Raw genomic sequence first — 21,602 nt, forward strand, 5'->3', positions numbered from 1 at the left:
TTTTCTTAATTAAAATCTTCTATCATTATACATTTCATCATATCATTTTTTCTGTGAATGGGCAACCACTAATTATACTAATTATTTTTTGTGTCAAGTTCCATCCAAAATTCCACGCCGTTTTCATGATTAATTACGCCGCAGTCCCGGTGAAAGGAATCCATAATGGCTTTTACAATGGAAAGCCCGATTCCGCTTCCCCCGTACTCCCTGGTTCTGGCCTTGTCCACCTTGTAAAATTTAATCCATATTCTGTCTAAATCTTCCTCAGGGATATTTTTTCCTGTGTTAAACACGGAAAGCCTCACATAATCCTGATGTTTTGTATAACGGATCCTGATTTCCTTTTCAAACTCCGCATGGTGGATGGCATTGCTGAGATAGTTTGTCACTACCTCCTCCACTTTGAATTCGTCTGCCCATACATACATCGGCTCATTTGTCTCAAAAATTAAGTGTATCCCATTTTGTTTTAAAAGGATAGAAGAAGAATTCACGACCCCCAAAATAAGCTCTGTCAGGTTAAATCTTTCCATAGCAACTTTGTCATTGCCAAATTCCAGTTGGTTTAACGTGAGAAGCTTTTTCACCATCTGGTTCATTTTATCCGCTTCGTCCATAATCACTTCACAGTAAAAGTTCCTGCTCTGCTCATCCTCGTTTATGCACTCCAAAAGCCCTTCCGCATACCCTTGTATCAGGGCCAGAGGGGTCTTAAGCTCATGGGATACGTTGGAGAGAAACTCTTTGCGCATCTGGTCAATCTGGATTTTTTTCTCAATGTCAATCTGAAGTTCATTGTTGGCGCTTTTCAATTCCGATATGGTCTTTTCCAGAGTCTCCGACAAAAAATTAATATGCTCCCCCAGCTGGTCAATCTCTGTCTCCCCTTTCCTGCTGTATTTCGCATTGAAATCCAGCTCCGCCATGCGCTTGGAAATATCTGTCAGCTCTAAAATGGGATTGGCAATCTTTCTTGACACAAACACGCTGATAATGGCGCTTAAGGTCACCGCCAGCACACCGATATACCCCAGGAAACGGTTGGAAATCCAGGCATTTTCCCGAATGCTCTCCAAAGCGGTGCGCATAAAAATCAGATTCCCGTCACTTAAAGTGCCCCAGAGCACCAGATATTCCGATTCCAGCCGTGAATCCACCTGCCGCTCTAACACATAACTGTCTGTCTTCTCCACAATTTCCGCAGGTTTTCCAAAAAGTACCTTCATAAATGTATTCCGCAAAAGATCCACATCATTCACCGATGCCCGGATAACGGAGCCGTCCGCACAGATTACGATAATGGAAATATTGTCGTTGGCACAGATATTCTCAAATGCCACGTCAAAAGATTCATTGTCTAAAATCCCCTGTTCGCTTGCGCGGTTAATGATGGCAAAACCATCAAGCATAACCTCCTGCTTATTGTAGGTATAGTACCCCTCCAAAAAGGTATTATTTAAAAACCAGCACAGTAAAACTGTGCCGGCCACCAACGCCACAATGGTTGCTGTCAGCTGTCTGGCCAGGGATTTTTTTACCATCTTCATGATTCTACCTCAAATTTGTACCCCATCCCCCAGATAGTCTTAATATACTCTCCCTTTGTCCCCAGCTTGCTGCGCAGCTTTTTTACATGGGTGTCAATCGTCCGGGCATCCCCAAAATAATCATAATTCCAAACATGGTTTAAAATCTTCTCCCTGGACAGGGCAATGCCGGTATTTTCCACAAAATAAGTCAGAAGCTCAAATTCCTTGTAGCTTAAATCCACCCGCTCACCCTCCACAGTAACCATGTGGGCCATTTTATCAATTTTAATGCCCCCCACTTCCACGCTTTCCTCCTGGGTGAGTTTATTGGACCTGCGAAGGATTGCCTCCACCCGGGCCACCAGGATTTTGGGGCTGAAAGGTTTGGAAATATACTCGTCCACCCCCATTTCAAAGCCTAATAGCTCGTCGGACTCATCGCCCTTTGCCGTGAGCATTATAATTGGGACTTTGGATGTCTCCCGGATTTCCCTGCACACGTCCCAGCCGTTCATTTTAGGCATCATAACGTCCAGGATAATCAATGCGATCTCTTTGTCTTTGTAAAATAAATCCAGGGCCTCCTCCCCGTCTGCTGCCTCAGCCACGTCAAAATTGTTCCTGATAAGAAAATCTTTTACAAGTTTCCGCATACGGCTCTCATCATCTACAACTAATATTTTAATTTTATCCATAAATATACTTCTCCTTTATCTGCTTTTCACGTACTTTATGTACAAAAAACTATAACAGATAAATATGAAAAATGCGTGTTTTCCTCACTGCTGCTCCTGCTTTACCAGGGCTGCCTCCCGCTCTTTTAACTGTTCCTCTTTTTCCTCCAGTTTTGATTCCCAGTTTTCATATTTTTCTACCAGGGCATTTTCATAATTTACGATATTTATGTTTCCGCTGGTGGCGGTCACTGCAAACATTCCTGCCACAATGAGAAGCAGAATCACGTTAATAAAGAAGCTGGCACGAAATCTGGTTTTAAAGTTTACATTCTGTACCTTTTTTTCCGTCACCACTTTTTTTACCACTTTAACGCTTTGCTTTTGCCCTGTCCCCTCACTGCCAAAGGAATCCCGCTCCGCGGTTTTGGCGCCGCCTTTTGAGGCTGCCACGGGGATAGGGGGAATATTTTCTGTCATAAAATAGGGGACGGACATTAAATACTCCTGCAACGTGCTTAAAAAATGATACCCCACCGGGGTCTCGAATAATTTCTGGTTGATGAGCTGACAGTACACCTTTAACACTGTCTCCGGGTCATCCATCTGGGTATGTTCCTTCACATAGCGGATTCCGTCTATTTCACGCTGTGCCTTATCCCTCATTTCTCCATTGGGAAATGCAAAGCCTCCGGCTTCATAAGGGTTTCTTCTCATGTTTTCTTCCTCCTAGAGATATTTTAACACTCCTGCCTTTATTTCAAAAAAAGCAATTTTATCTTTTCCATATTCCTTTGCTTTATACAAAGCCTGGTCCGCACACTCAAACATTGCCTCATAGGATGTGGAAATTTCCATATTATAGGACACCCCAACGCTGATGGTACAGTACAGCTCCCCGTCTTTTCCAAAATTGGTGGTCCCGAATTCTCCCTTTAGCTTTTCCAGCTTCAGTTCCATCTCTTCCCCGCTGCCCACGTTTTTTAGAAATACCACGAATTCATCCCCGCCGAAACGGCCTAAAAATGCATCTTTTTCGTAAGTCTCCTTCATAAGGCCCGAAAGCCGTAAAATCACTGCATCACCTATGAGATGTCCATAATGGTCGTTTACATGCTTAAAATCGTCGATATCCAAAATAATCAGGGCATCCAGGGACTGGACTGGCCGGTCGGAGAGATAACTGCAGATTTCTTCCTCCATAGCCGCCTTATTTAAAAGCCCGGTAGTCAAATCCCTTCTGCTCTTCTCCCGATATTTATCCCGCTCCCAGCGAATCCGCTGAAGTTCTTCTAAATTTTGTATATTCTGCAGCCGGAATTCCAACAGCCTGTCCGCATAGGAATCGTTTTGGCTCATATAGCGTCCGCAGGTCATCTGATATGTCTTTTTATCAGAAAAACGCTTATCGTAGGAGAGCTGCAATTTCAGATACTGCCTTACGAGAGAGATAAATTCCGTCCCCTAAGCACTGGTTCCAGGCGCTCAAGAAGCAGCTTCATTTCCTCCCTGCGGCTGCACTCCAGCAAAAATTCTCCCACATCCATATAAAACCTGCAATATTCCATACTGCACTTCTCCTGCATAATAATCTGCAAAAGATTTCGGATGGAAGAAGTAAGTTTATCCACATCACTGCTGTGTTTTGCAAGGCGGGCCAAAAGGAGCTTATGCTTTAATGGCAGCACATTTTCAGGATGGATTTTCATAATAGAATCCACCACGGATAAAATCCCCTGTGCCTCTTGAAAACTTCCTTCCTTACAATAAATATATGCCTTTTGGATATAGGCTTCCGCCAATACCTCGTAATCTATTTTTTCTGTCTGCCTGCTCTCCTCAATGGCGCAGTCCAGATGGCGCAAAGCTTCCTCGGCACCTCTCATATTATCGTATAAGAGACCGATTTTAATTTCTGCATACACTCCCTGACGGGATACCTTCCTGTCCCTGGCCTTCTGCTTTGCATTCAGATAGTTTTCCATAGCCGCCGTCTCGTAGCCGGAAAACAGAAAGAGATCCCCCAGTATGTTGTAAGCCCTGCATGCAATCCACCCTGCATCTTCGGAAAGGGTAGATTTTAAACATGCAGAAAGGGCATCTATCGTCTGGGTATATCTGCCCTCCTGAAAAAAACTTTCCCCCTGGTATAAATATTCCTCTGCTTTTTTATCTTCATATGTATATTCCAAATAATCCCACCTTATTATTTTTTCTTTCTCTTTTCCCATTATATATAAAATCTGGTGATTGTGCAAACTATTTTCCGTGGAGACGTTCTAACTGTTCCGACCTGCGCATAATCTTAGAAGCGTATTCCGTATAATCCCCCCTGGCTCCCCGCTCCAAAGCATTTTTGCTGCCGTTATACAACATAAGCACCGTGCCCACATCTCCGTGTTCCTCAAAAAGCTCTAAGAGATAATCCGCCGCCAAAAGCACATTACCCTTGGAATCATAGATATCATATACGCCAAGGCGCTCCATCCTGTCCTGATGATATGTGACATTCACCTGCATCAAGCCCTTACAGTTGCCGTTTACCGCCCGGGGATTGCCGGAAGACTCCGATTCCATAATGGCCTCTAAAAGCTCCGGGCAGATGCCGTAGGCTCTTCCAATCTCTTCACAGTAAGCCTGGCATTCTTCCGATATAAATGTTTCCGCACTTTGGGCGTCTGTCTTTATCTGTGTGGAAAAGCATATGGCCATAGTAAAAATCACAAGTGATAACATATTTCTTCTCTTCATATTTTGATAAGTCCTCCTAAAAGATGATTTGTCATACGGTTACTTAATATTTTATGCAGACACGGCAAAAGATATTCTTCTTTTCAGGAACTTTTCATCGACAGGGGCTGACAGAAAAAAGCAGGCCATATGAGAATAAACTCACATGTCCTGCTTTTTTGTCATTACCTTGCCGTTTTCACGCTTTTTTTCTTGCTCCATGGAGAATAAAATTCACCGGGTGAGAGCACATAACTGCGGATACGGATATAATATGTTTTATTCTTTTTTAATTTTGGCAGAGTTTTTTTCACGGTTTTCCCGCCGGATACAGATATCGTCCTGGCATCGGAAAAGTCTTTCTTTGCGGCATACTGAATCTGGTATCCCTCCGCATTCTTATTTCTTTTCCATTTCACCCCGATTTTGCCGGACTTCTCCCTGTTTATCCCGGCAAACTCAGGACCAGACAGATAACAAATGGTGCGGATACCGGAAGGGTTGCTTAAAACGGCATCTGTAACGGCGTACACTTTGTACTGATAAATTTTTCCGTTTGTCTTTGCCTTTTTATCTGTGTAGGAGGTATCGGTAAGATTTGCAGCAATCTCCCATTTCCCGCTGTCTTTTACCCGGCGGAACAGTTTATAGCCCTCCGCCTGAGGTACTTTATTCCAGGAAACTTTAATTCCCGAAGAGGTATTCTCCACATTCTTTAACCCGGGAGTGGAGATCCTTATGGTATATTTCATCTTCATAGTCCCGGTAAAATTTCCGATCCCCTCTAAAACCGCCATTCCCACCCCTGGCTTAATGCAATCTGTATATGTAAGGCGGTAATCCCGGTTTTCCACCAGTCTCTCCCTGCCGTTCATAACAATTACTTCCGGTCTCTTTTCCTTTCCGTCCCCCAGAAAACTGTAGGATTCCAGCCTTGCCAGGGTACTTGAAATAGGCTTCGGTGTAATGTCAAACTCTAAGGTCTTCTCCCCTTTATAATTCCCTGTACCTGTAATGGTTAGCTCCGCCTTTCCCACGTCTACGTTATTTTTATAGGTTAACACATAATCCGTGAGATTTTTCAAGGTTCGCTTTCCATAGGTAATTGTCACTCCCGGCCTTAACTCAGCTCCTCTGTAAGTAATCTCCCTAAAATAATTGATTTTCAAATCATCCAGCGATTTTGGAGCGATGGAAAATGTTTTTTTCACACCTCCCTCAAAGTCCCCCATTCCCACAACCGTAACGGTGGCGACTCCCGCATTGGTATTGTTTCCGTACACCAGTACATAGTCCTTATCTTCCCTAAGGGTTTTTTCACCGTTTTTTACTGCAACTTCTGGAATTTTAGCTGTCCCGTCATATATGAATTTATCATCCTGGACAGTAATCTCGCAACGGGATAGGTTTCCTGATGCTTCCTCACCCTGGAAAGGGGCCGCCCCATCCCCTGCCCATAATTTCCCGGGCATTGCAGATACTAACATACTGACCAATAACAATGCACTAAAATATTTTCTCTTTTTCATAACTGTTCCTCGCAATCCTTTGCACTCCCCACTGAAAAAACTTTAGCGGACAGCTCCCACTAAATCCTTTATCTTTTCTATTCCCTGGTCTTCCAAATAGTCCTTCATACCCTGAAGGATTTCCATGGTTACGCCGGGATTGCGGAAATTGGCCGTCCCCACAGACACCGCCGTGGCTCCTGCCAGCATCATCTCAATGGCATCTTCCGCCGTCATAATCCCTCCCATGCCGATGATGGGCAGGGAAACCGCCTGGGAAACCTCATACACCATCCGAACGGCAACGGGGTGAATAGCAGGCCCGGACATACCCCCAGTCTTATTTGCAAGGACAAACTGCTTTTTATGGATATCGATTTTCATCCCTGTGATGGTGTTAATCAGAGATAAGACATCCGCCCCTCCCGCCTGGGCAGCCCTTGCCATCTCTGCAATATCCGTAACATTAGGGCTTAACTTCATTATCACAGGCTGCTTTGCATACCTTTTCACTTCCCTGGTAATCATTTCCACCGCCTTAGGGTCCTGTCCAAAGGCAATCCCCCCCTCTTTCACATTGGGGCAGGAAATATTGATTTCCAGCATGTCCACAGGGGTATCCCCCAGCCGCTCCACCACTTCACAGTAATCGGCGGCGCTTTTCCCGCAAACATTCACAATAATTTTTGTATCGTATTGTTTTAAAAAAGGAATATCCCTTTTCATAAACAAATCTATGCCGGGATTTTGAAGGCCCACGGCATTTAACATCCCCCCGTAGACTTCCGCCACCCTGGGGGTGGGATTTCCCTCCCAGGGCACGCTGGCAACTCCCTTTGTCACAACTGCCCCAAGGCTGTTTAAATCCGTAAATTCTGAAAATTCTTCCCCGGAACCAAAAGTACCGGAAGCCGTCATCACAGGATTTTTCAGTTCCACTCCTGCCAGATTTACACTAAGATCCATTAGAACTCCACCTCCTGTGCCAAAAATACCGGGCCTTCCTTACAGATTCTCTTATTGTTTACATTGGTGTGGGCATCTCTCCCCTCTGATTTGCACACACAGGAAAGGCAGGCTCCAATACCGCAGGCCATACGCTCCTCCAAAGAGACATAGCACTCTATCTCATGCTCTTTTGCATACTCCTTTAATGCCCGAAGCATAGGCAGGGGACCGCAGGCGTAAATAATATCTGCACAAAGGCCGTTTTCTTTTATTGCGTCTACCACATTGCCCCTTGTCCCTGCGCTGCCATCCTCCGTGGCAATATACACATTTCCGTAGGGTTTAAAGTCTTCGGTTAAAAACAACTGGTCCCGAAACCCAAGTATTATCTGTTTTTCACAGTTTAAGGCTTTGGAGAGTTCCAACATGGGAGGTATCCCAATGCCTCCCCCCACTATAAATGCTTTTTTCTCTTTCAGTGGGAAACCGTTTCCCAAAGGACCTGTCACAAAAAATTCATCCCCTGGTTTCATACGGGAAAACTCCTCTGTTCCCTTTCCCGCCACACGGTACACAAGGCGCAGGGATTTTCCCTCCCTGTTAATCCCACAAATACTTATTGGCCTGGGAAGCAGCCTGCTGCCGTCTTTACAGTACAGGGATAAAAACTGGCCCGGCGCTGAAAACCCTGCAATCTCCTTTGTTCCAAGGTGCATGTCAAAAATTCCCGGCGCTATCTCCTTTTGGGAAATCACCACCGCCTTTTCTCTTTTTTTCTCTGCCATTTTTCCTCCTATTTCCCTGCTCCTATTTAGCTGCCATAAGGGCGCTTTCAATGTCTGTAATCATGTCAAGGGTTGCAGCCCTTGAGGCTTCCGCAAAATTCTCCGAACCATATTTTCCATATTTTTCCTGTTTGTAGGCTGCAATAATTCCCCTGGATGAATTTACTACCGCCCCTAAGCCGTCCTCATTAAAGAAATGCACCAAATCAGCGCCTTTTCCTCCCTGGGCGCCGTAACCCGGCACTAAGATAAAGCACTTGGGCATAAGCCTGCGCAAAACTTCTCCCTGTTTGGGGTAAGTCGCCCCCACAACGGCCCCCACATTGCTGTAGTCTCCTTCCATGCAGGTGCCGCCCCACTCAGCCACTTTCTCTCCCACCCACTCATATAAGGGCCTTCCGTCAATGATTCTGTCCTGGAAATCCCCGCTGGAAGGATTGGATGTTTTTACCAGGACAAAAATCCCTTTCTTTTCCTCTTTACACACATCTAAAAAGGGTTTTACCCCATCGATGCCAAGATAGGGGTTTACGGTGCAGAAATCCTCGTCAAAGGCGGCGCATGTGTGATTTCCCACCTGAACTTTCCCCAGGTGTCCTGCGGCATAGGCCCCGGAGGTAGAGCCGATATCCCCCCTCTTTATATCACCGATCACCACCAAATCTTTTTCATGGCAGTAATCCACTGTCTTTTTAAAAGCTATAAGTCCCGGAATACCAAACTGTTCGTACATGGCAATCTGGGGTTTTACCGAAGGTATCAGGTCATAAACGGCATCCACAATGGCCTTGTTGTACTGCCACACAGCCTCCGCAGCCCCCTCTAAAGTCTCCCCGTATTCCTTGTATGCTCTCTTTAACAATTCCTCTGGTATATAGTCAAGCATAGGGTCAAGTCCCACGCAGATAGGAGCATTTGTCTTTTTTATTTTATCAGCCAGTTTCTGTATCATGTTATTTTTCCCCCTTCTTTTCGTAAATCACTTCCCCGTAGGAGATGGTAAATTTCACTTCCCCAGTAACTTTTCTGCCGTGAAAAGGTGTATTTCTGGACTTGCTGGCAAAGCTGCCCGCATCTATGGCATACACTTTCCTTGGGTCAAAAACCACTACGTCTGCAATTTTTCCAACCTCAAGGCTTCCCTTATCAATCCCGATAACTTTTGCCGGGTTATAACTCATCTTTTCCGCCATCTGCATAAGGGTAAGCCCTTCTTTTAACACAAGTTCCGTATAAGTTAAAGCTGCCGACGTCTCCAGCCCAACAATGCCAAAGGGAGATTTTTTCATGGTGATTCCCTTCTCATAGGGGGCGTGGGGCGCATGGTCTGTGGCAATCACGTCTAAAATATCCTCTTTCAGCCCTTTTCGTATGGCTTCTAAATCCTTTTTTGCCCGGAGGGGAGGATTCATTTTATAATTTGGGTCATCTTCTAAAATATCATCCTCACACAGGGTAAAATGATGGGGACACGCTTCCCCGGTCACATCTATGTTTTCCGCTTTTGCATGTTTTAACAAAAGTACGGAGTCTTCCGTAGAACAATGGCACAGGTGCAGTTTTGCCCCCACAGCCTTTGCCAGCATAATGTCTCTTGCAGCAATGGTATCCTCCACCTCATTGCCGATGCCGGGATACCCAAGTTCCTCTGCCTTTGGTCCCTGATTTACAATGCCCTCCCCCACCAAAAATTTGTCCTCGCAGTGGGCTAAAACCGTAATTCCTGTTTCCTTTGCAATCTTCATAGCCTCCCGGTACACTGCCGTATTCATCACGGATTTTCCGTCCTCTGAGATAGCCGGAATCCCGGCTTTCACCATACCCCGTATGTCCGAAAGTTCCTCTCCCTTTTGTCCCTTTGTCACTGCTCCTACCTGCAGGACATTCACACCGGATAAATTCCTGGCTTTATTGTGAACGTAACTCACCACGTCGGGGTTATCCACCACCGGCCTTGTGTTCGGCATGGCCAAAATGGTAGTGTAACCCCCTTTTGCCGCCGCCTTTGTCCCTGTCTCAATGGTTTCCTTTTCCTCAAACCCCGGGTCTCTTAAATGCACATGCAAATCAATAAATCCCGGCATCACAAGGCATCCCTGGGCATCTATCTCCCTGTCCGCCTTATCTTTTATCCCCTTTTCCACTTTAAAAATTTTTCCCTCTGAAATCAACACATCCTTTATTGCGTCTGTCTTTGTTGCAGGATCAATCACCCTGCCGCCTTTGATTAAAATTTTCATGGCAATTACCTCTCGAATGTTTTTTAATTCTGGCACAACTCTATGGCTATTATAGCATAGGGGCACAAAGGAAAAAAGAGTGAAAAAACATTTTTCCACTCTTTTTCCCTATTGCTCAACCTATTTTTTCTATTAATTTAGTTTCCATACCTCATCATTGTACTGTTTTATAGTCCTGTCGGAGGAGAAGAAACCTGCCTTGCTGATATTTACAAGCATTTTCTTTGCCCACGCCCTTCTGTCCTCATAGTCCTTTAATGCCTTTTCTTTCTGCTCTTTGTAGGATTTCAGGTCAAGGAGAGTCATAAACCAGTCTTTGTTAATCAACTCGTCATGGAGTCTCTGTAAGTTTTCCCTCTGGCCAATCTTTAAGAGCTCCTCGCTTACAATAAAGTCCACGGCACGCTTGATGTCCCCATCTTTCTCGTAGAAATCTTTTGACACGTAATCGCTCTTTGCATAGTGGTCGATAACTGCGTCACTGGACTCTCCAAAGATATAAATATTATCCTCCCCTACCAGATCCGCAATTTCCACATTTGCCCCGTCCATAGTTCCAAGAGCCACAGCGCCGTTTAACATAAATTTCATATTGCTGGTGCCGCTTGCCTCTTTGGATGCCAGGGAAATCTGCTCATGGATATCTGCGGCAGGAATGAGCTTCTCTGCAAGGGTTACATTGTAATTCTCCACCATAACCACTTTCAGGTATGGAGATACCTCCGGGTCATTGTCGATAAGCTGCTGTAAACAGAGAATCAAATGAATAATATCCTTTGCAATTATATAAGCCGGAGCTGCCTTTGCACCAAATAATACGGTGATTGGGGTGGAAGGCTTCTTACCTTCTTTAATTTCAAAATATTTCTGAATCACATACAGGGCATTCATCTGCTGTCTCTTGTACTCGTGAAGTCTCTTCACCTGGATATCGAAAATAGAATTCTCGTTTAACTCGATTCCCTGGGTATGTTTCAGGTAATTTTTAAGTTCTGCTTTCGCCTCTGTCTTTACCCCTAAGAGACGGTCTAACACACTGTCATCATTTGCAAAGGAAGCCAGTTTTTCAAGTTCCATGGCATCCTTCTTAAATCCTGGCCCGATAAGCTCCTCAATAAGTTTTGCAAGGCTTGGGTTGCAGTGTAAAAGCCAGCGGCGGAAGGTGATGCCGTTTGTCTTATTGTTAAATTTCTCCGGATATAACTTGTAGAAGTTATTCAGCTCGGAATTTTTCAAAATCTCTGTGTGGAGGTAAGCCACACCGTTTACGCTGTAACCATAGTGGATGTCAATGTGAGCCATATGCACACGCTTCTCATCGTCAATAATTGCCACAGACTTATCCTCATATTTTGCGGCAATGCGGTTGTGCAGTTCATAGATAATGGGCAGAAGCTGGGGCACTGCTTTCTCCAGGTAGTGCATGGGCCATTTTTCCAATGCCTCTGCTAAAATGGTATGGTTTGTATAAGCACATGCCTTGGAGACAATGGAAATTGCCTCATCCATGCCGATTCCCCGCTCCATCAAAAGACGGATTAATTCAGGAATCACCATAGTGGGATGTGTATCGTTAATCTGAATGGTAGCATAGTCAGCCAGGTCGTGTAAATTGCATCCCCTTGCCACAGCCTCATCCAAAATCAGTCTGGCACCGGAGCTTACCATAAAATACTGCTGGTATACACGTAAAATGCGTCCTGCGTCATCACTGTCATCGGGATATAAAAATAAGGTAAGGTTGCGCCCTATATCTTCTTTATCAAAATTGATATTATCGTCTTTTACCATACCCTCGTCCACAGTTTCCACATCAAAAAGATGAAGTTTGGTGGTGCGGTTGTCGTAGCCGATGACATCAATATCATACATTCTGGATGTAAGGTTAAATCCTCCGAAACTGATGGGATATACCACATCTGTCTTAGTAAGCCAGCTCTCTTTTTCTATCCATGGATTTGGAGTCTCGCTCTGGAGATTGTTGTAAAACACCTGCTTAAACAATCCGTAGTGATAATTTAATCCCACGCCGTCTCCGTTTAATCCCAATGTGGCAATGGAATCCAAAAAGCAGGCTGCAAGTCTTCCAAGACCTCCGTTTCCAAGGGAAGGTTCCGGCTCCACTTCCTCGATTTCCGTTAAACTCTTGCCGTTTTCTTCCAGGACTTTTTTTACATCCTCATAAATACCAAGATTAATTAAGTTGTTGGACAACAATTTTCCGATTAAGAATTCTGCGGAAATATAATACAGCTTTTTCTTTCCATCATTGCTTACCTTATCCTTTGCCATTCCTTTTGTCATCTCCAAAAGGCTGTAATACAATTCCTCGTTGGTACAATCTTTGATTTCTTTGCCGCATCTTGTTTTTGCTACCTCTGCTAAATTCATAATTAACCCTCCATTGTTCTCTTCTTCGCTCTCACTTTGCTTATTTCCTTGGGTATTGTTCCCCGGTTCAGTACCAATTATAGCATTTTTACATGATTTTTCTTGCAGTATTCCCTTCAAATATAGTACAATACTATCAACTTTTAGAGAAAAGAAGGGATTCTTTTATGCATATTTCAGAATATGAAAATTATCAGGAAAAAAAAGACCACGGAAGCCCTACGTTTCCCTACACCACATACCTGTGCTCCATCCCACTGGATTTCTCCTCCGTCCCCCTCCACTGGCATGAGGAAATGGAAATTATCTACATAAAAAAAGGAAAGGGGCAGGTTATGGTGGATTTAGAGGCTTATTCCGTATCTGCTGGAACACTTGTGCTTATTTTACCGGGGCAGCTCCACTCTATCCAGCAATTTGAAGATTCCTCCATGGAATATGAAAATATTATTTTCCACCCTGACATCCTGCTGTCCAAAAAGGGCGACGACTGTTCAAATGACTTCCTTCTTCCCCTGTTTACCAACATGATTTCCCTGCCCACCTGCATTACGCCGGAGCTTGAAAACTACCATAAAATTGCCGCATGCATTGACCAGGCGGATGAAATCTGCAAAACTTACCCAAAAGCCTTCCAGTTTGCCATTAAAAGCCAGCTTTTTTCTTTTTTCTACCTTCTCTTTTCCACCTGTGCGGATATGGCAAATATGCCGAAAAATAAAAGAAGTCTTGACAAAATGAAGCAAATTATTAAATATATAGAGTGTAACTATATGGAAAAAATCACCATAGCAGATGTGGCCTCTGAAATCGGTGTCAGCCCTTCCCATTTTATGAAGTACTTTAAAAACACTATGGGCACCTCATTCATTGACTATTTAAATGAGTACCGGCTGAGTATGGCATCCCGTCTGCTCCTGTCCTCAGACGTTTCCATCCTGGACATTGCCAATGAGGCAGGATTTGATAATCTTTCCTATTTTAACCGCCTTTTTAAAAAAAGATTTGGCATTACGCCTAGTAACTACAGAAAGTCGAGGTAATTTTAAATTTATGGGTACATCAGACATTGCACAGCTAGCTTTTTTGGTTCTGCTATTATTTCTCTCCGCCTTCTTTTCTTCTGCGGAGACAGCTTTTACAACCACAAGCCGCATCCGTATGCGCACTTTGGCGGAAAGCGGTGATAAAAGGGCAGCCAGAGTCCTTGACATTACGGACGATATGCACAAAATGCTAAGCGCAATTTTAATCGGGAACAATGTTGTGAATCTCTACGCATCTTCCCTGGCAACCACCCTTGCCATACGGTTATTCGGCAGTGTTGGAGCTGGAATTGCCACCGGTATCCTGACACTTTTAATTTTGATTTTCGGAGAAATCTCCCCAAAAACCTTAGCCACCATAAACGCAGATAAAATTGCTCTGCGTTATTCCAAAATTGTCTGGGGGCTTATGTGGCTTTTGACGCCTGTTATATTTATTGTAAACTGGCTCTCCATGGGATTTTTAAAACTCCTTCGGGTAGACCCAAGCAAACAGCAGGCCACCATGACAGAGGAAGAATTTAAAACAATTGTAAATGTAGGGCATGAAACAGGGGTTTTGGAAAACACCGAACGGGACATGATTAACAACATGTTTGACTTTGGGGATTCCCAGGCAAAGGAAATTATGGTTCCCCGCATAGACACCATATTTGCCCAGGCGGACAGCTCCTACCAGGAATTAATCGAAATTTTCAGGAAAGAGCGCCACACTAAAATTCCTATCTATCAGGAGAGCACAGACGACGTAATCGGTATTCTCAATATGAAAGACCTGCTTTTATGTGACGAGAGGGATTTCAATATTCAGGAACTTATGTGGAAACCCTACTTTACCTATGAACAGAAAAATATCTCAGAACTGTTTTTTGAGATGCGGCAAAACTCTATCTCCATCGCCATTATTTTAGATGAATACGGCGTGACCGCCGGAATGATTACCATGGAAGACCTGCTTGAGGAAATTGTAGGGGATTTAAGGGATGAAGACGATGTAAACGAGGAAGACCCCATTGTAAAAATAAGCAGCCGGGAATACCATGTGGCCGGCTCCATGAATCTGGAAGATTTATGTGACGAACTTCATCTCCCATTTAGCTCGGAGGACTACGAAACCATCGGCGGATACCTCATAGGGCTGTTAGACCATCTCCCGGAAATAAATGAGCTGGTTACCACAGAGGAAGGGATTCTCCTTCGGGTAAACAAAATGGATAAAAACCGCATAGAAGAAATCTATTTAAAACTCCCGGAAAGTATGGTTGAGACTGAGGCAGAGGCGTAAGCCCCTGCCCGGTCTCTTTCTATTTACTGTACCCGGCATGATCCAAATTCCTGTAAAAATGCCTGCTGGCTGCTTTGTATCCCCCTTTGTTCCAAAAATTCCTGGGCCAAAAGCACCTGCTCATGGGTAAATTGCCACACCTGCTGCACCCTCTCCCATGTTCCGCTCCCTGGCTTTTTCACAGGCTTTGCCCCAAATATCTGCTCTGCAGCTGATGGTTTTGTATACTCCTCCCCTGTTTTATGGTTATTTAACGTTCTCTTTAATATGGAGGCGTATTCTTCTGTCCGCCACACGGAATTTTCCGACAGGGTATCTACATGTTCCTGTGAGATAAAACGGACATTCCCGCTTTCACATTTTCTAGGGAATGTGTCCGCAAGATGGACTGTCACCATCTTTTTCGTCTCATTTCCCACGGCATCCCTGGCATAATAGGTAATGGTCATGCTCATATCTTCCTCCGCCTCTGTAAAATCCTCTGCCCGGTAATCCAAAATAAGAAAGGTGCTGTGATGCTTTCTGTCTTCCCCGCAGCTTATCGTTCCCTTTTCGTCTGTCACACCTTCCAGCTCTTTATCTGTAGCCTCTGCCAGCCCCAGCAAATACTCCTGGGTTAATTTTCCGCTCTGTGCTTCCTTAAGAGAAAAGTACAAATCCCCTGCTTTAATCTGGGGAAACTCATCCCACACGGCAAACATATTGATATAGGGTACGTCTTCTCCCTGTAAATCTAAAGTAGGATTGACAAATTCACTGGCCAAAACACCAAAAGTCAAACCCTTTCCCGGCAAAACTTCTGATGTATTGACTCCGTCCAGAAGAATTTCCCTGCCCTCAACTTCTCCTTCCTCTTTTGTATATTTTTTGTTTTCTTCCTGCTGCTTCTTATCACAAAACATGCTCCACCCCTGAAAGCTGTATGGAACAATTTCTTTGCAAATTTTCCCTTCCTTATCCTTTTCCTCCCCTGTGGCTATATCCACGGTTTCTTTTTCCACTTCCTTTTTAAAATACTCCAAATCATTTCCCCGGAAAGTGTATTTCTCTCCGGCGGATTCCACTTGTTCCAGATAATCCTCCCCCAAAGTCTGGGCATTTCCCATATAGGCAATACAAAAACTACTATCCCATTGGGCATAAAGTGTCACGTCCTCATCCTCCCGAAAAACAAAGCTGGTCTTTTCCGGAGATAACACCAGTTCCTCCATGCCTGAAATTTCCGGTGTCAGGCTCCATCCCAAAAACCTGTAAACTTTCTTGAAATCCTTATGGGATACCTCAGCTCCCTCGAAAAACACCGTAATATCTCTTCCCTGCTCTTTCCACTTTGTCTTTGGAAGAATATTTTCCCCCTCCCCCAAAACTCTTTTGTCCTTTTCGGAAAGATTGTCCGAAAACTGAATGGCATTCATATCCTTATAACAGGCGTACACTCTGGCATCTCTTGTAAAATATCTGTAATCCCTGCTCCCGCCGATATCCGGTATCAAAGTACCGTCCTCTTTTACCATAGCATGGCCCTTTCCATTTTCTTCCGTAAAATATCCCACAAATTTCTGTCTCCTCTCACCGCCGAAAAGTGTCTCTTCCGGCCTGTTTTTTTGTGGAATCACAATCCTGCCATTTTCAAAGGGGCTTTCTTTTCCCTTTTCTTTAGAATAATACTTTCCATATTTCTGGTATACTTCCCCTGTCCCCGGTGCAAAAGCTCCCTGGCTGTCTAAAGTAATCTTATAGATACATGGCTGCCACCGGGCATAAAGGGTTACTACCCCAAAATCCTCCCAGGTAAGATTTTCATTTATCTTTTGTCCCCCTGCAAAGGTGTCTCCCTCCCCCTGAGGGTTCCTGGAATACCCTAAAAAATCATAACCTGTTTTTGAAAACCCATTGGGCATAAGGGAAAATGTCTGTCCAAAATATACTTTCTGCTCCTTTATCTCTCCACTGTCCGCCCCGTTTCCATCATATCTCACTGTGTATTCTTTCCTGGGAATATCCACATATTGCCGCCTTGCAAAGGCAGGGGCAGTACTCTCCGGCAGTACATAAGCCCTGTGGTTGGTTTTTCCTTCTCTGTCCTGGCTGACATATCCGGAAACCACTGCACCTGCGGGATAATATTTGCTTTCGTGGAGCGTATAGTCCCCTGGGTAGTTCCCCTGGCTGTCCATTGCACGATAATAGATTTCATTAAGGTATTGATAACTTTTTCTCCACCCTTCTTCCCCGCAGTGATATGTACACTGTTCATACCGGACTCCCTGGGAAATCCCGGAAGACGGGCAGGTTTCATAATTCCATGCCCCAGACGGAAAGGAATGTCCGTGGGCAGGTATCATTTCCTCTTTTAATTCTGTCCTTACCGTTTTTTTACAATGGCTGCAGATAAGTTCCCTGGAATGAACTTTTTTACCGTTTCTAAGGCAGGTATTCTGCTCCAATGTCTTCCATTCTCCCCAGTTTCCAGGTGTTGTACCATGGTTACCTCCGTAATTTAACTGATATGTCAGGGCATAGCTGCCATTGGAAGAAGAATGTTCCCCGTCATTATGGGTAAACCGGAAGGAAAATTTCTGGCTTTCCTTGTCACAGGCGTCACTACCTGGTTTGCCAAATCCACCCAAACCTCCGTCTCCAGACTCGTCTTCTTTATAGTCGGGATCTCCTTTAACATAAGAACGTGTCTGATACTTGTCCTTTAAAGTTGTGTGCCTGGTCTTTTTAACCTTAATATCTCCCACCATAATTTCATTTAAAGGCCCAGACGCCTTAGCACTTACGGATATTTTTGAAAAATCAAACGCACCTGCATTTGTGCCCTCTGCATGAATGGTATATTTGGAGGAAGGATTTGAAGTGTAACCATTGACCCAGACGTATAGCCTGGCAGGAGTTTTATTCTGGGAAGTGGTAAGATTTACAAAATAACTTCCCTTAGACCGGGCGCTGATATGGATCGTCTGGCTTGCCCCGTTATGCTCATTACTTGCAGATCCATTGACATGAAATTCTTTAAAAAAATCACTGTAGAGATACTGATACAAAGTGCCCTGGAATCTCTTCTCTTCCCCGAAACGTCCATTTTCTGACACCTCCTGCATGACAGCCCCATGGTTTTGGTTAAACAAAATATGTTTTCTGCCTAAAAGTTCCTGCCGCTGTTCTTTCGTCATATGGTCTAAAAACCGCTTTTTATAAATATCCGGGGCATCAAGGATCAGCTTGTTTAGGTCTTCATCTGAGAGATTTTTCCAAGTGCACCTCAGTAATTCCGGCAGTTTTTCCGGCTCTTCCCCTTCTGTCTCCCCGGCTTTTAGGAAATCAAATGTTAAAAAACCTCTGCCATAATAAATATCCTCTCCCTTCTCCCCCAGATCCTCCCCTAAACTGTCTAAAATACCAAGGATTTCGTCTCTTGATTTTTGGGGGTTTTGGCTTTTTACCCATGCCAATAGAGATGAGACGATTGCAGCGGACACAGAAGTCCCCTTCGCCGTGATTTTCTGTCCGGAAATCCCTTTCACTTCAAGGGATCCATAAGCGCAGTAATCCACCCCCGTCCCGTAATTGGAGTAAGCCTCTCTCACTTTATCACTTCCCACGGCAGCCACTGTCACCGCATCTTTTATATTTGCCGGGGTATAGCCTGACAAATCTTCCCCCTGGTTTCCGGCGGATGCCACCACAAAAATCCCTCTGCTTGACGCCTCCTTTACCACGTCCTCCAAAATTTTACTGTGGGCAGATTTATATGCAGACATACTGATATTGATAATATCCGCCCCCTGTTCCATGGCATACCGGATTCCCATATACATATGCAAAACTGTGGTATCACCTGTCTCATCCGCCACCTTTACCGGCATGACCTTTATTTCATCCGGCGTATTCATAAGCAGGACAGAAGCCATAGCAGTTCCATGACCATTTCTGTCTGCAATAGTATTTTCCCCGGTAAAATCCATACCTCCTTTGATACGTGCATCCCCAAGGGATGCAAAATCGTAACCGCTGTCAAGCACAACCACAGTTACCTCTGCTCCTTTCTTCTTATCTTCCTCTCCTTTAAAGGAAACGGGCTTTAATTCTTTCTCAAAGGAGACTTCCGCCTCCCCGCAGGTTTTTACCCTGGCATTTATCTCCACAGATACGCCTTGCTCTTTCAATTTCTTATAATCGTCCCCGGCCTTTTCTTCACTGTCATAAAACAGAACCGCCAGGCCGCACCCTGTCAATATGCGCTCCGCACATAACTCAAACTCTTCCGGTTTCACATCCTCCGGCGCAATCAGGCACTTCCCGGAGAAATCTTCCATCTCTTCCGGCTCCTCCTTTTCCACTGCCCGGGCCATCTCCCTAAGGCTGGTTACTTCCACACATTCTGTTTCCTGGACTTTTGTTTCCTGAATCTTTGTCTCCTGTGACACTGGCTCTTCTGTCACAAATTCTTCCGAAACAGGTTCTTCTGTCACAGCTTTTTCCGCTATCCATTCTATTTCCTCCTCTGAGAATACAGCCAGCTTTTCTGTTTCCTTTTCTGGCACCTCCCCTGCAAAGGCAGGATGAAAAAATCCCCCCAAAAATACTCCGGCAGTCAGAAAAAAACACAACGTTCTCTTTATTCCCTCTCTATATTTTCTTATCATCCAATTCCTCCTGTTAAATATTACTCAAATACCGCTATCAAAGACACATCCCCGGTAACAGCCATGGGGCCCGCCCCGGTTCCCAAAACTTTGCGCACCTTTCCGGCAGACTGGGACACACAAGTTTTTTCCTCCGCCTTACCCCCGGATAGAAACTTCCAGTTTTTGAATTTTTTTCCCGGAATTTCAGGGGAGACGGGCATACTGCAGTACCCATCCTTAGGTATAGTATAGGTTTTGTACAGTTCCTTATCCCCGGTATAAAAACTCACTTTAAATTTCTCTTTTTCCTCCCTTACCTCCCTGTCAAAAATAACTGTGCGGAAGGCACAAACCGTCCCCTCATTTCCATTGGGGTGACGGTATCTTTCCGTTATCTCCACAGATAAAATCCCGTGAACCACATCAGCCTCCAAAACAGATACTGTCAAATCTGATGTGCTGTTTGTCTGGGCCAAAAGAGCCTGGAGCAGGTCTGCGGCAAATAAATCTGCATTTTCTATGGAGCTGTCCTCCCCTTCCATCATGCTTCTAAGCGCCCCGTCCACAGATTCTGCCAAAGCCTGTTGTGCCTCCGTATGCCGCAGGGTTCTCCCTTGTATCGTCAGGGCGGACATTAGAATAAATACCAAAACCATAGTGCAGACCAGCCCATATATCATATGTTTCACTCCATTACCTCCTTTTCACGGGAATCAAAAATTCATGTTCTGCCCCAACGCAATAATTATCTGAAACCTTTACAAAAAGCCGGTAATTTCCCTGCGTAACAAAGGTTACGGCCCCGTTCACAGTCTCTAACTCCATCCCTGCCTGGTCAAAGGCCTTTATTATCCGGATTTCTGCAGGTTTCCCCTCTTCGTCCTCCGCCACAAACAAATCCTCCGGGGCATATGGCTTTCCCACAGAAATTTCGTTTTCCAGGAAACGGATTTCCGGTGGTTTCCGCTCAAGGACAATCCCGGATTGTTCCCCGTCTTTATAAACGGAATAATCCACCCCGGAAATTTCAAACCTGTCCCCTAAAATCGCAGAAAGCCCAACTGCATCCCCTGATTTTATCCCTGCAAAAAGTATGTAACATACCAGCAAAACCGCCAGGGCACTGCCTATAGACTTTCCATACTGCTCCGCCGCTTCTCTCATACAATCCCTCCTAACATGCGCTGTTCCCAAAGAAAATAATAAGTTTCCCCAATATTCCCCCGGAAAATATAAGTCCCAAAACTCCCGCCAGCACAATAATCCCCGCAACTGCGCCGAAAATTATGCCGCCGTATTCTTCCGCCATGTAATCCATAAATTCCTCCTTTAAAAACCTGACACAATACCTAAAACTTTACCCAGGCAGCCGCCCAGAAAAAGCCCGGCCAATGCATACAAAACCGCCGCTCCATACTCTTCTGCAATACTTTTCATATAACCTCCTGTCTATCTGGCATAACCTCTTACCTGATGTTCCGTCACGGAGTTTAAAAAACCGATTCGATAGGGATAAGTCAACACAACTTCCGCCATCACCACATCCCTAGTATCCCCCGCCGAGGGGGTGATATATACCCGGGCCGCCCCTCCCCTTGTAAAAGTCTTAACGGAAATCTTATATCCATTGTCAATGGCCTGCTGGATACACCCGTTTAAAACTTGAGGGCTGAAATTACTGTTTTCCAGTTCCGCCACAAGATCCGCCTTATAGCTTAATGCATTGGATGCATCCATCTGGGCGGAAAGAACCCCTGTGCCGAGAAGCAGCACCAACAACATAAAAAATACTCCTGTAAATGATTTTATAACCTGACTCATACTTCCTC

Annotated in this window: 19 protein-coding genes; 2 read left to right on the plus strand and 17 right to left on the minus strand. The window is 44.7% G+C overall.

Going from position 1 to position 21,602, the window contains the following annotated elements:
• Window positions 1-77: 77 nt before the first annotated feature.
• The 12 genes from D7Y06_RS03885 to D7Y06_RS03940 all read right to left on the minus strand — a co-directional run bounded on the left by D7Y06_RS03885 (window position 78) and on the right by D7Y06_RS03940 (window position 12,808).
• The gene (locus D7Y06_RS03885; RefSeq protein ID WP_120406522.1) at window positions 78-1,550 is read right to left on the minus strand and encodes a sensor histidine kinase; all 1,473 of its coding nucleotides are present in this window, start codon (window positions 1,548-1,550) and stop codon (window positions 78-80) included.
• Complete coding sequence (locus D7Y06_RS03890) at window positions 1,547-2,227, minus strand: response regulator transcription factor (protein WP_120406523.1); 681 nt, start codon at window positions 2,225-2,227, stop codon at window positions 1,547-1,549. Before D7Y06_RS03890 ends, D7Y06_RS03885 begins: the two co-directional genes overlap by 4 nt.
• A gap of 84 nt (window positions 2,228-2,311) precedes the next feature.
• On the minus strand, window positions 2,312-2,923 hold the full coding sequence (locus D7Y06_RS03895; RefSeq protein ID WP_120406524.1) for a hypothetical protein: 612 nt from the start codon (window positions 2,921-2,923) through the stop codon (window positions 2,312-2,314).
• A gap of 12 nt (window positions 2,924-2,935) precedes the next feature.
• Window positions 2,936-3,631 (minus strand): GGDEF domain-containing protein, encoded by a 696-nt coding sequence (locus D7Y06_RS03900; RefSeq protein ID WP_120406525.1) that lies wholly within the window; start codon window positions 3,629-3,631, stop codon window positions 2,936-2,938.
• Between the two features lie 14 nt (window positions 3,632-3,645).
• A complete protein-coding gene (locus D7Y06_RS03905) occupies window positions 3,646-4,398 on the minus strand; it encodes a hypothetical protein (protein WP_147415582.1) in 753 nt (250 codons plus the stop codon).
• A 67-nt stretch (window positions 4,399-4,465) separates the two neighbouring features.
• Window positions 4,466-4,957 carry a transglycosylase SLT domain-containing protein gene (locus D7Y06_RS03910; protein WP_120406527.1) on the minus strand — a complete coding sequence of 164 codons (492 nt, stop codon included), beginning with the start codon at window positions 4,955-4,957 and terminating at the stop codon, window positions 4,466-4,468.
• A 164-nt stretch (window positions 4,958-5,121) separates the two neighbouring features.
• Entirely contained in the window at window positions 5,122-6,465 is a 1,344-nt protein-coding gene (locus tag D7Y06_RS03915; RefSeq protein ID WP_120406528.1) for a fibronectin type III domain-containing protein, read from the minus strand.
• A 42-nt stretch (window positions 6,466-6,507) separates the two neighbouring features.
• Window positions 6,508-7,410 carry a dihydroorotate dehydrogenase gene (locus tag D7Y06_RS03920; RefSeq protein ID WP_120406529.1) on the minus strand — a complete coding sequence of 301 codons (903 nt, stop codon included), beginning with the start codon at window positions 7,408-7,410 and terminating at the stop codon, window positions 6,508-6,510.
• Window positions 7,410-8,177, minus strand: a complete 768-nt coding sequence (locus tag D7Y06_RS03925) for a dihydroorotate dehydrogenase electron transfer subunit (RefSeq protein ID WP_120406530.1) — start codon at window positions 8,175-8,177, stop codon at window positions 7,410-7,412. Before D7Y06_RS03925 ends, D7Y06_RS03920 begins: the two co-directional genes overlap by 1 nt.
• Before the next feature lie 22 nt (window positions 8,178-8,199).
• Window positions 8,200-9,129 carry an orotidine-5'-phosphate decarboxylase gene (pyrF, locus tag D7Y06_RS03930; RefSeq protein ID WP_120406531.1) on the minus strand — a complete coding sequence of 310 codons (930 nt, stop codon included), beginning with the start codon at window positions 9,127-9,129 and terminating at the stop codon, window positions 8,200-8,202.
• 1 nt (window position 9,130) lies between these two features.
• On the minus strand, window positions 9,131-10,417 hold the full coding sequence (locus D7Y06_RS03935) for a dihydroorotase (protein WP_120406532.1): 1,287 nt from the start codon (window positions 10,415-10,417) through the stop codon (window positions 9,131-9,133).
• A gap of 132 nt (window positions 10,418-10,549) precedes the next feature.
• On the minus strand, window positions 10,550-12,808 hold the full coding sequence (locus tag D7Y06_RS03940; RefSeq protein ID WP_120406533.1) for a glycogen/starch/alpha-glucan phosphorylase: 2,259 nt from the start codon (window positions 12,806-12,808) through the stop codon (window positions 10,550-10,552).
• A 167-nt stretch (window positions 12,809-12,975) separates the two neighbouring features.
• Here D7Y06_RS03940 and D7Y06_RS03945 point away from each other — a divergent pair, with 167 nt between their 5' ends.
• Window positions 12,976-13,851: an AraC family transcriptional regulator gene (locus tag D7Y06_RS03945; protein ID WP_120406534.1), complete on the plus strand. Its 876-nt coding sequence runs from the start codon at window positions 12,976-12,978 to the stop codon at window positions 13,849-13,851.
• Between the two features lie 10 nt (window positions 13,852-13,861).
• Window positions 13,862-15,139, plus strand: coding sequence for an HlyC/CorC family transporter (locus tag D7Y06_RS03950; RefSeq protein WP_120406535.1), 1,278 nt, complete (start codon window positions 13,862-13,864; stop codon window positions 15,137-15,139).
• A gap of 23 nt (window positions 15,140-15,162) precedes the next feature.
• On the opposite strand, the gene D7Y06_RS03955 is transcribed toward D7Y06_RS03950, so the two are convergent.
• From D7Y06_RS03955 to D7Y06_RS03970, 5 genes are all read right to left on the minus strand, one after another.
• The gene (locus D7Y06_RS03955; RefSeq protein ID WP_120406536.1) at window positions 15,163-19,791 is read right to left on the minus strand and encodes a S8 family serine peptidase; all 4,629 of its coding nucleotides are present in this window, start codon (window positions 19,789-19,791) and stop codon (window positions 15,163-15,165) included.
• Between the two features lie 20 nt (window positions 19,792-19,811).
• On the minus strand, window positions 19,812-20,462 hold the full coding sequence (locus tag D7Y06_RS03960) for a hypothetical protein (RefSeq protein WP_120406537.1): 651 nt from the start codon (window positions 20,460-20,462) through the stop codon (window positions 19,812-19,814).
• 4 nt (window positions 20,463-20,466) lie between these two features.
• Window positions 20,467-20,937 carry a hypothetical protein gene (locus D7Y06_RS03965; RefSeq protein ID WP_120406538.1) on the minus strand — a complete coding sequence of 157 codons (471 nt, stop codon included), beginning with the start codon at window positions 20,935-20,937 and terminating at the stop codon, window positions 20,467-20,469.
• A gap of 10 nt (window positions 20,938-20,947) precedes the next feature.
• Window positions 20,948-21,091, minus strand: coding sequence for a hypothetical protein (locus tag D7Y06_RS25830; RefSeq protein WP_158591224.1), 144 nt, complete (start codon window positions 21,089-21,091; stop codon window positions 20,948-20,950).
• 131 nt (window positions 21,092-21,222) lie between these two features.
• Entirely contained in the window at window positions 21,223-21,594 is a 372-nt protein-coding gene (locus D7Y06_RS03970; RefSeq protein ID WP_120406539.1) for a hypothetical protein, read from the minus strand.
• Window positions 21,595-21,602: the final 8 nt, after the last annotated feature.

This window comes from Roseburia sp. 1XD42-69, assembly GCF_003612565.1.
GTDB lineage: Bacteria > Bacillota > Clostridia > Lachnospirales > Lachnospiraceae > Roseburia_B.

What these genes read in the sequence shown, in the direction of transcription:
- D7Y06_RS03920 (WP_120406529.1), bottom strand. Translation starts at nt 7,410, where the DNA reads ATGGATCTTAGTGTAAATCTGGCAGGAGTGGAACTGAAAAATCCTGTG.
- D7Y06_RS03955 (WP_120406536.1), bottom strand. Translation starts at nt 19,791, where the DNA reads ATGATAAGAAAATATAGAGAGGGAATAAAGAGAACGTTGTGTTTTTTT.
- D7Y06_RS03895 (WP_120406524.1), bottom strand. Translation starts at nt 2,923, where the DNA reads ATGAGAAGAAACCCTTATGAAGCCGGAGGCTTTGCATTTCCCAATGGA.
- D7Y06_RS03970 (WP_120406539.1), bottom strand. Translation starts at nt 21,594, where the DNA reads ATGAGTCAGGTTATAAAATCATTTACAGGAGTATTTTTTATGTTGTTG.
- D7Y06_RS03910 (WP_120406527.1), bottom strand. Translation starts at nt 4,957, where the DNA reads ATGAAGAGAAGAAATATGTTATCACTTGTGATTTTTACTATGGCCATA.
- D7Y06_RS03940 (WP_120406533.1), bottom strand. Translation starts at nt 12,808, where the DNA reads ATGAATTTAGCAGAGGTAGCAAAAACAAGATGCGGCAAAGAAATCAAA.
- D7Y06_RS03950 (WP_120406535.1), top strand. Translation starts at nt 13,862, where the DNA reads ATGGGTACATCAGACATTGCACAGCTAGCTTTTTTGGTTCTGCTATTA.
- D7Y06_RS03965 (WP_120406538.1), bottom strand. Translation starts at nt 20,937, where the DNA reads ATGAGAGAAGCGGCGGAGCAGTATGGAAAGTCTATAGGCAGTGCCCTG.
- D7Y06_RS03935 (WP_120406532.1), bottom strand. Translation starts at nt 10,417, where the DNA reads ATGAAAATTTTAATCAAAGGCGGCAGGGTGATTGATCCTGCAACAAAG.
- D7Y06_RS25830 (WP_158591224.1), bottom strand. Translation starts at nt 21,091, where the DNA reads ATGGATTACATGGCGGAAGAATACGGCGGCATAATTTTCGGCGCAGTT.
- D7Y06_RS03925 (WP_120406530.1), bottom strand. Translation starts at nt 8,177, where the DNA reads ATGGCAGAGAAAAAAAGAGAAAAGGCGGTGGTGATTTCCCAAAAGGAG.
- D7Y06_RS03890 (WP_120406523.1), bottom strand. Translation starts at nt 2,227, where the DNA reads ATGGATAAAATTAAAATATTAGTTGTAGATGATGAGAGCCGTATGCGG.
- pyrF (WP_120406531.1), bottom strand. Translation starts at nt 9,129, where the DNA reads ATGATACAGAAACTGGCTGATAAAATAAAAAAGACAAATGCTCCTATC.
- D7Y06_RS03945 (WP_120406534.1), top strand. Translation starts at nt 12,976, where the DNA reads ATGCATATTTCAGAATATGAAAATTATCAGGAAAAAAAAGACCACGGA.
- D7Y06_RS03915 (WP_120406528.1), bottom strand. Translation starts at nt 6,465, where the DNA reads ATGAAAAAGAGAAAATATTTTAGTGCATTGTTATTGGTCAGTATGTTA.
- D7Y06_RS03885 (WP_120406522.1), bottom strand. Translation starts at nt 1,550, where the DNA reads ATGAAGATGGTAAAAAAATCCCTGGCCAGACAGCTGACAGCAACCATT.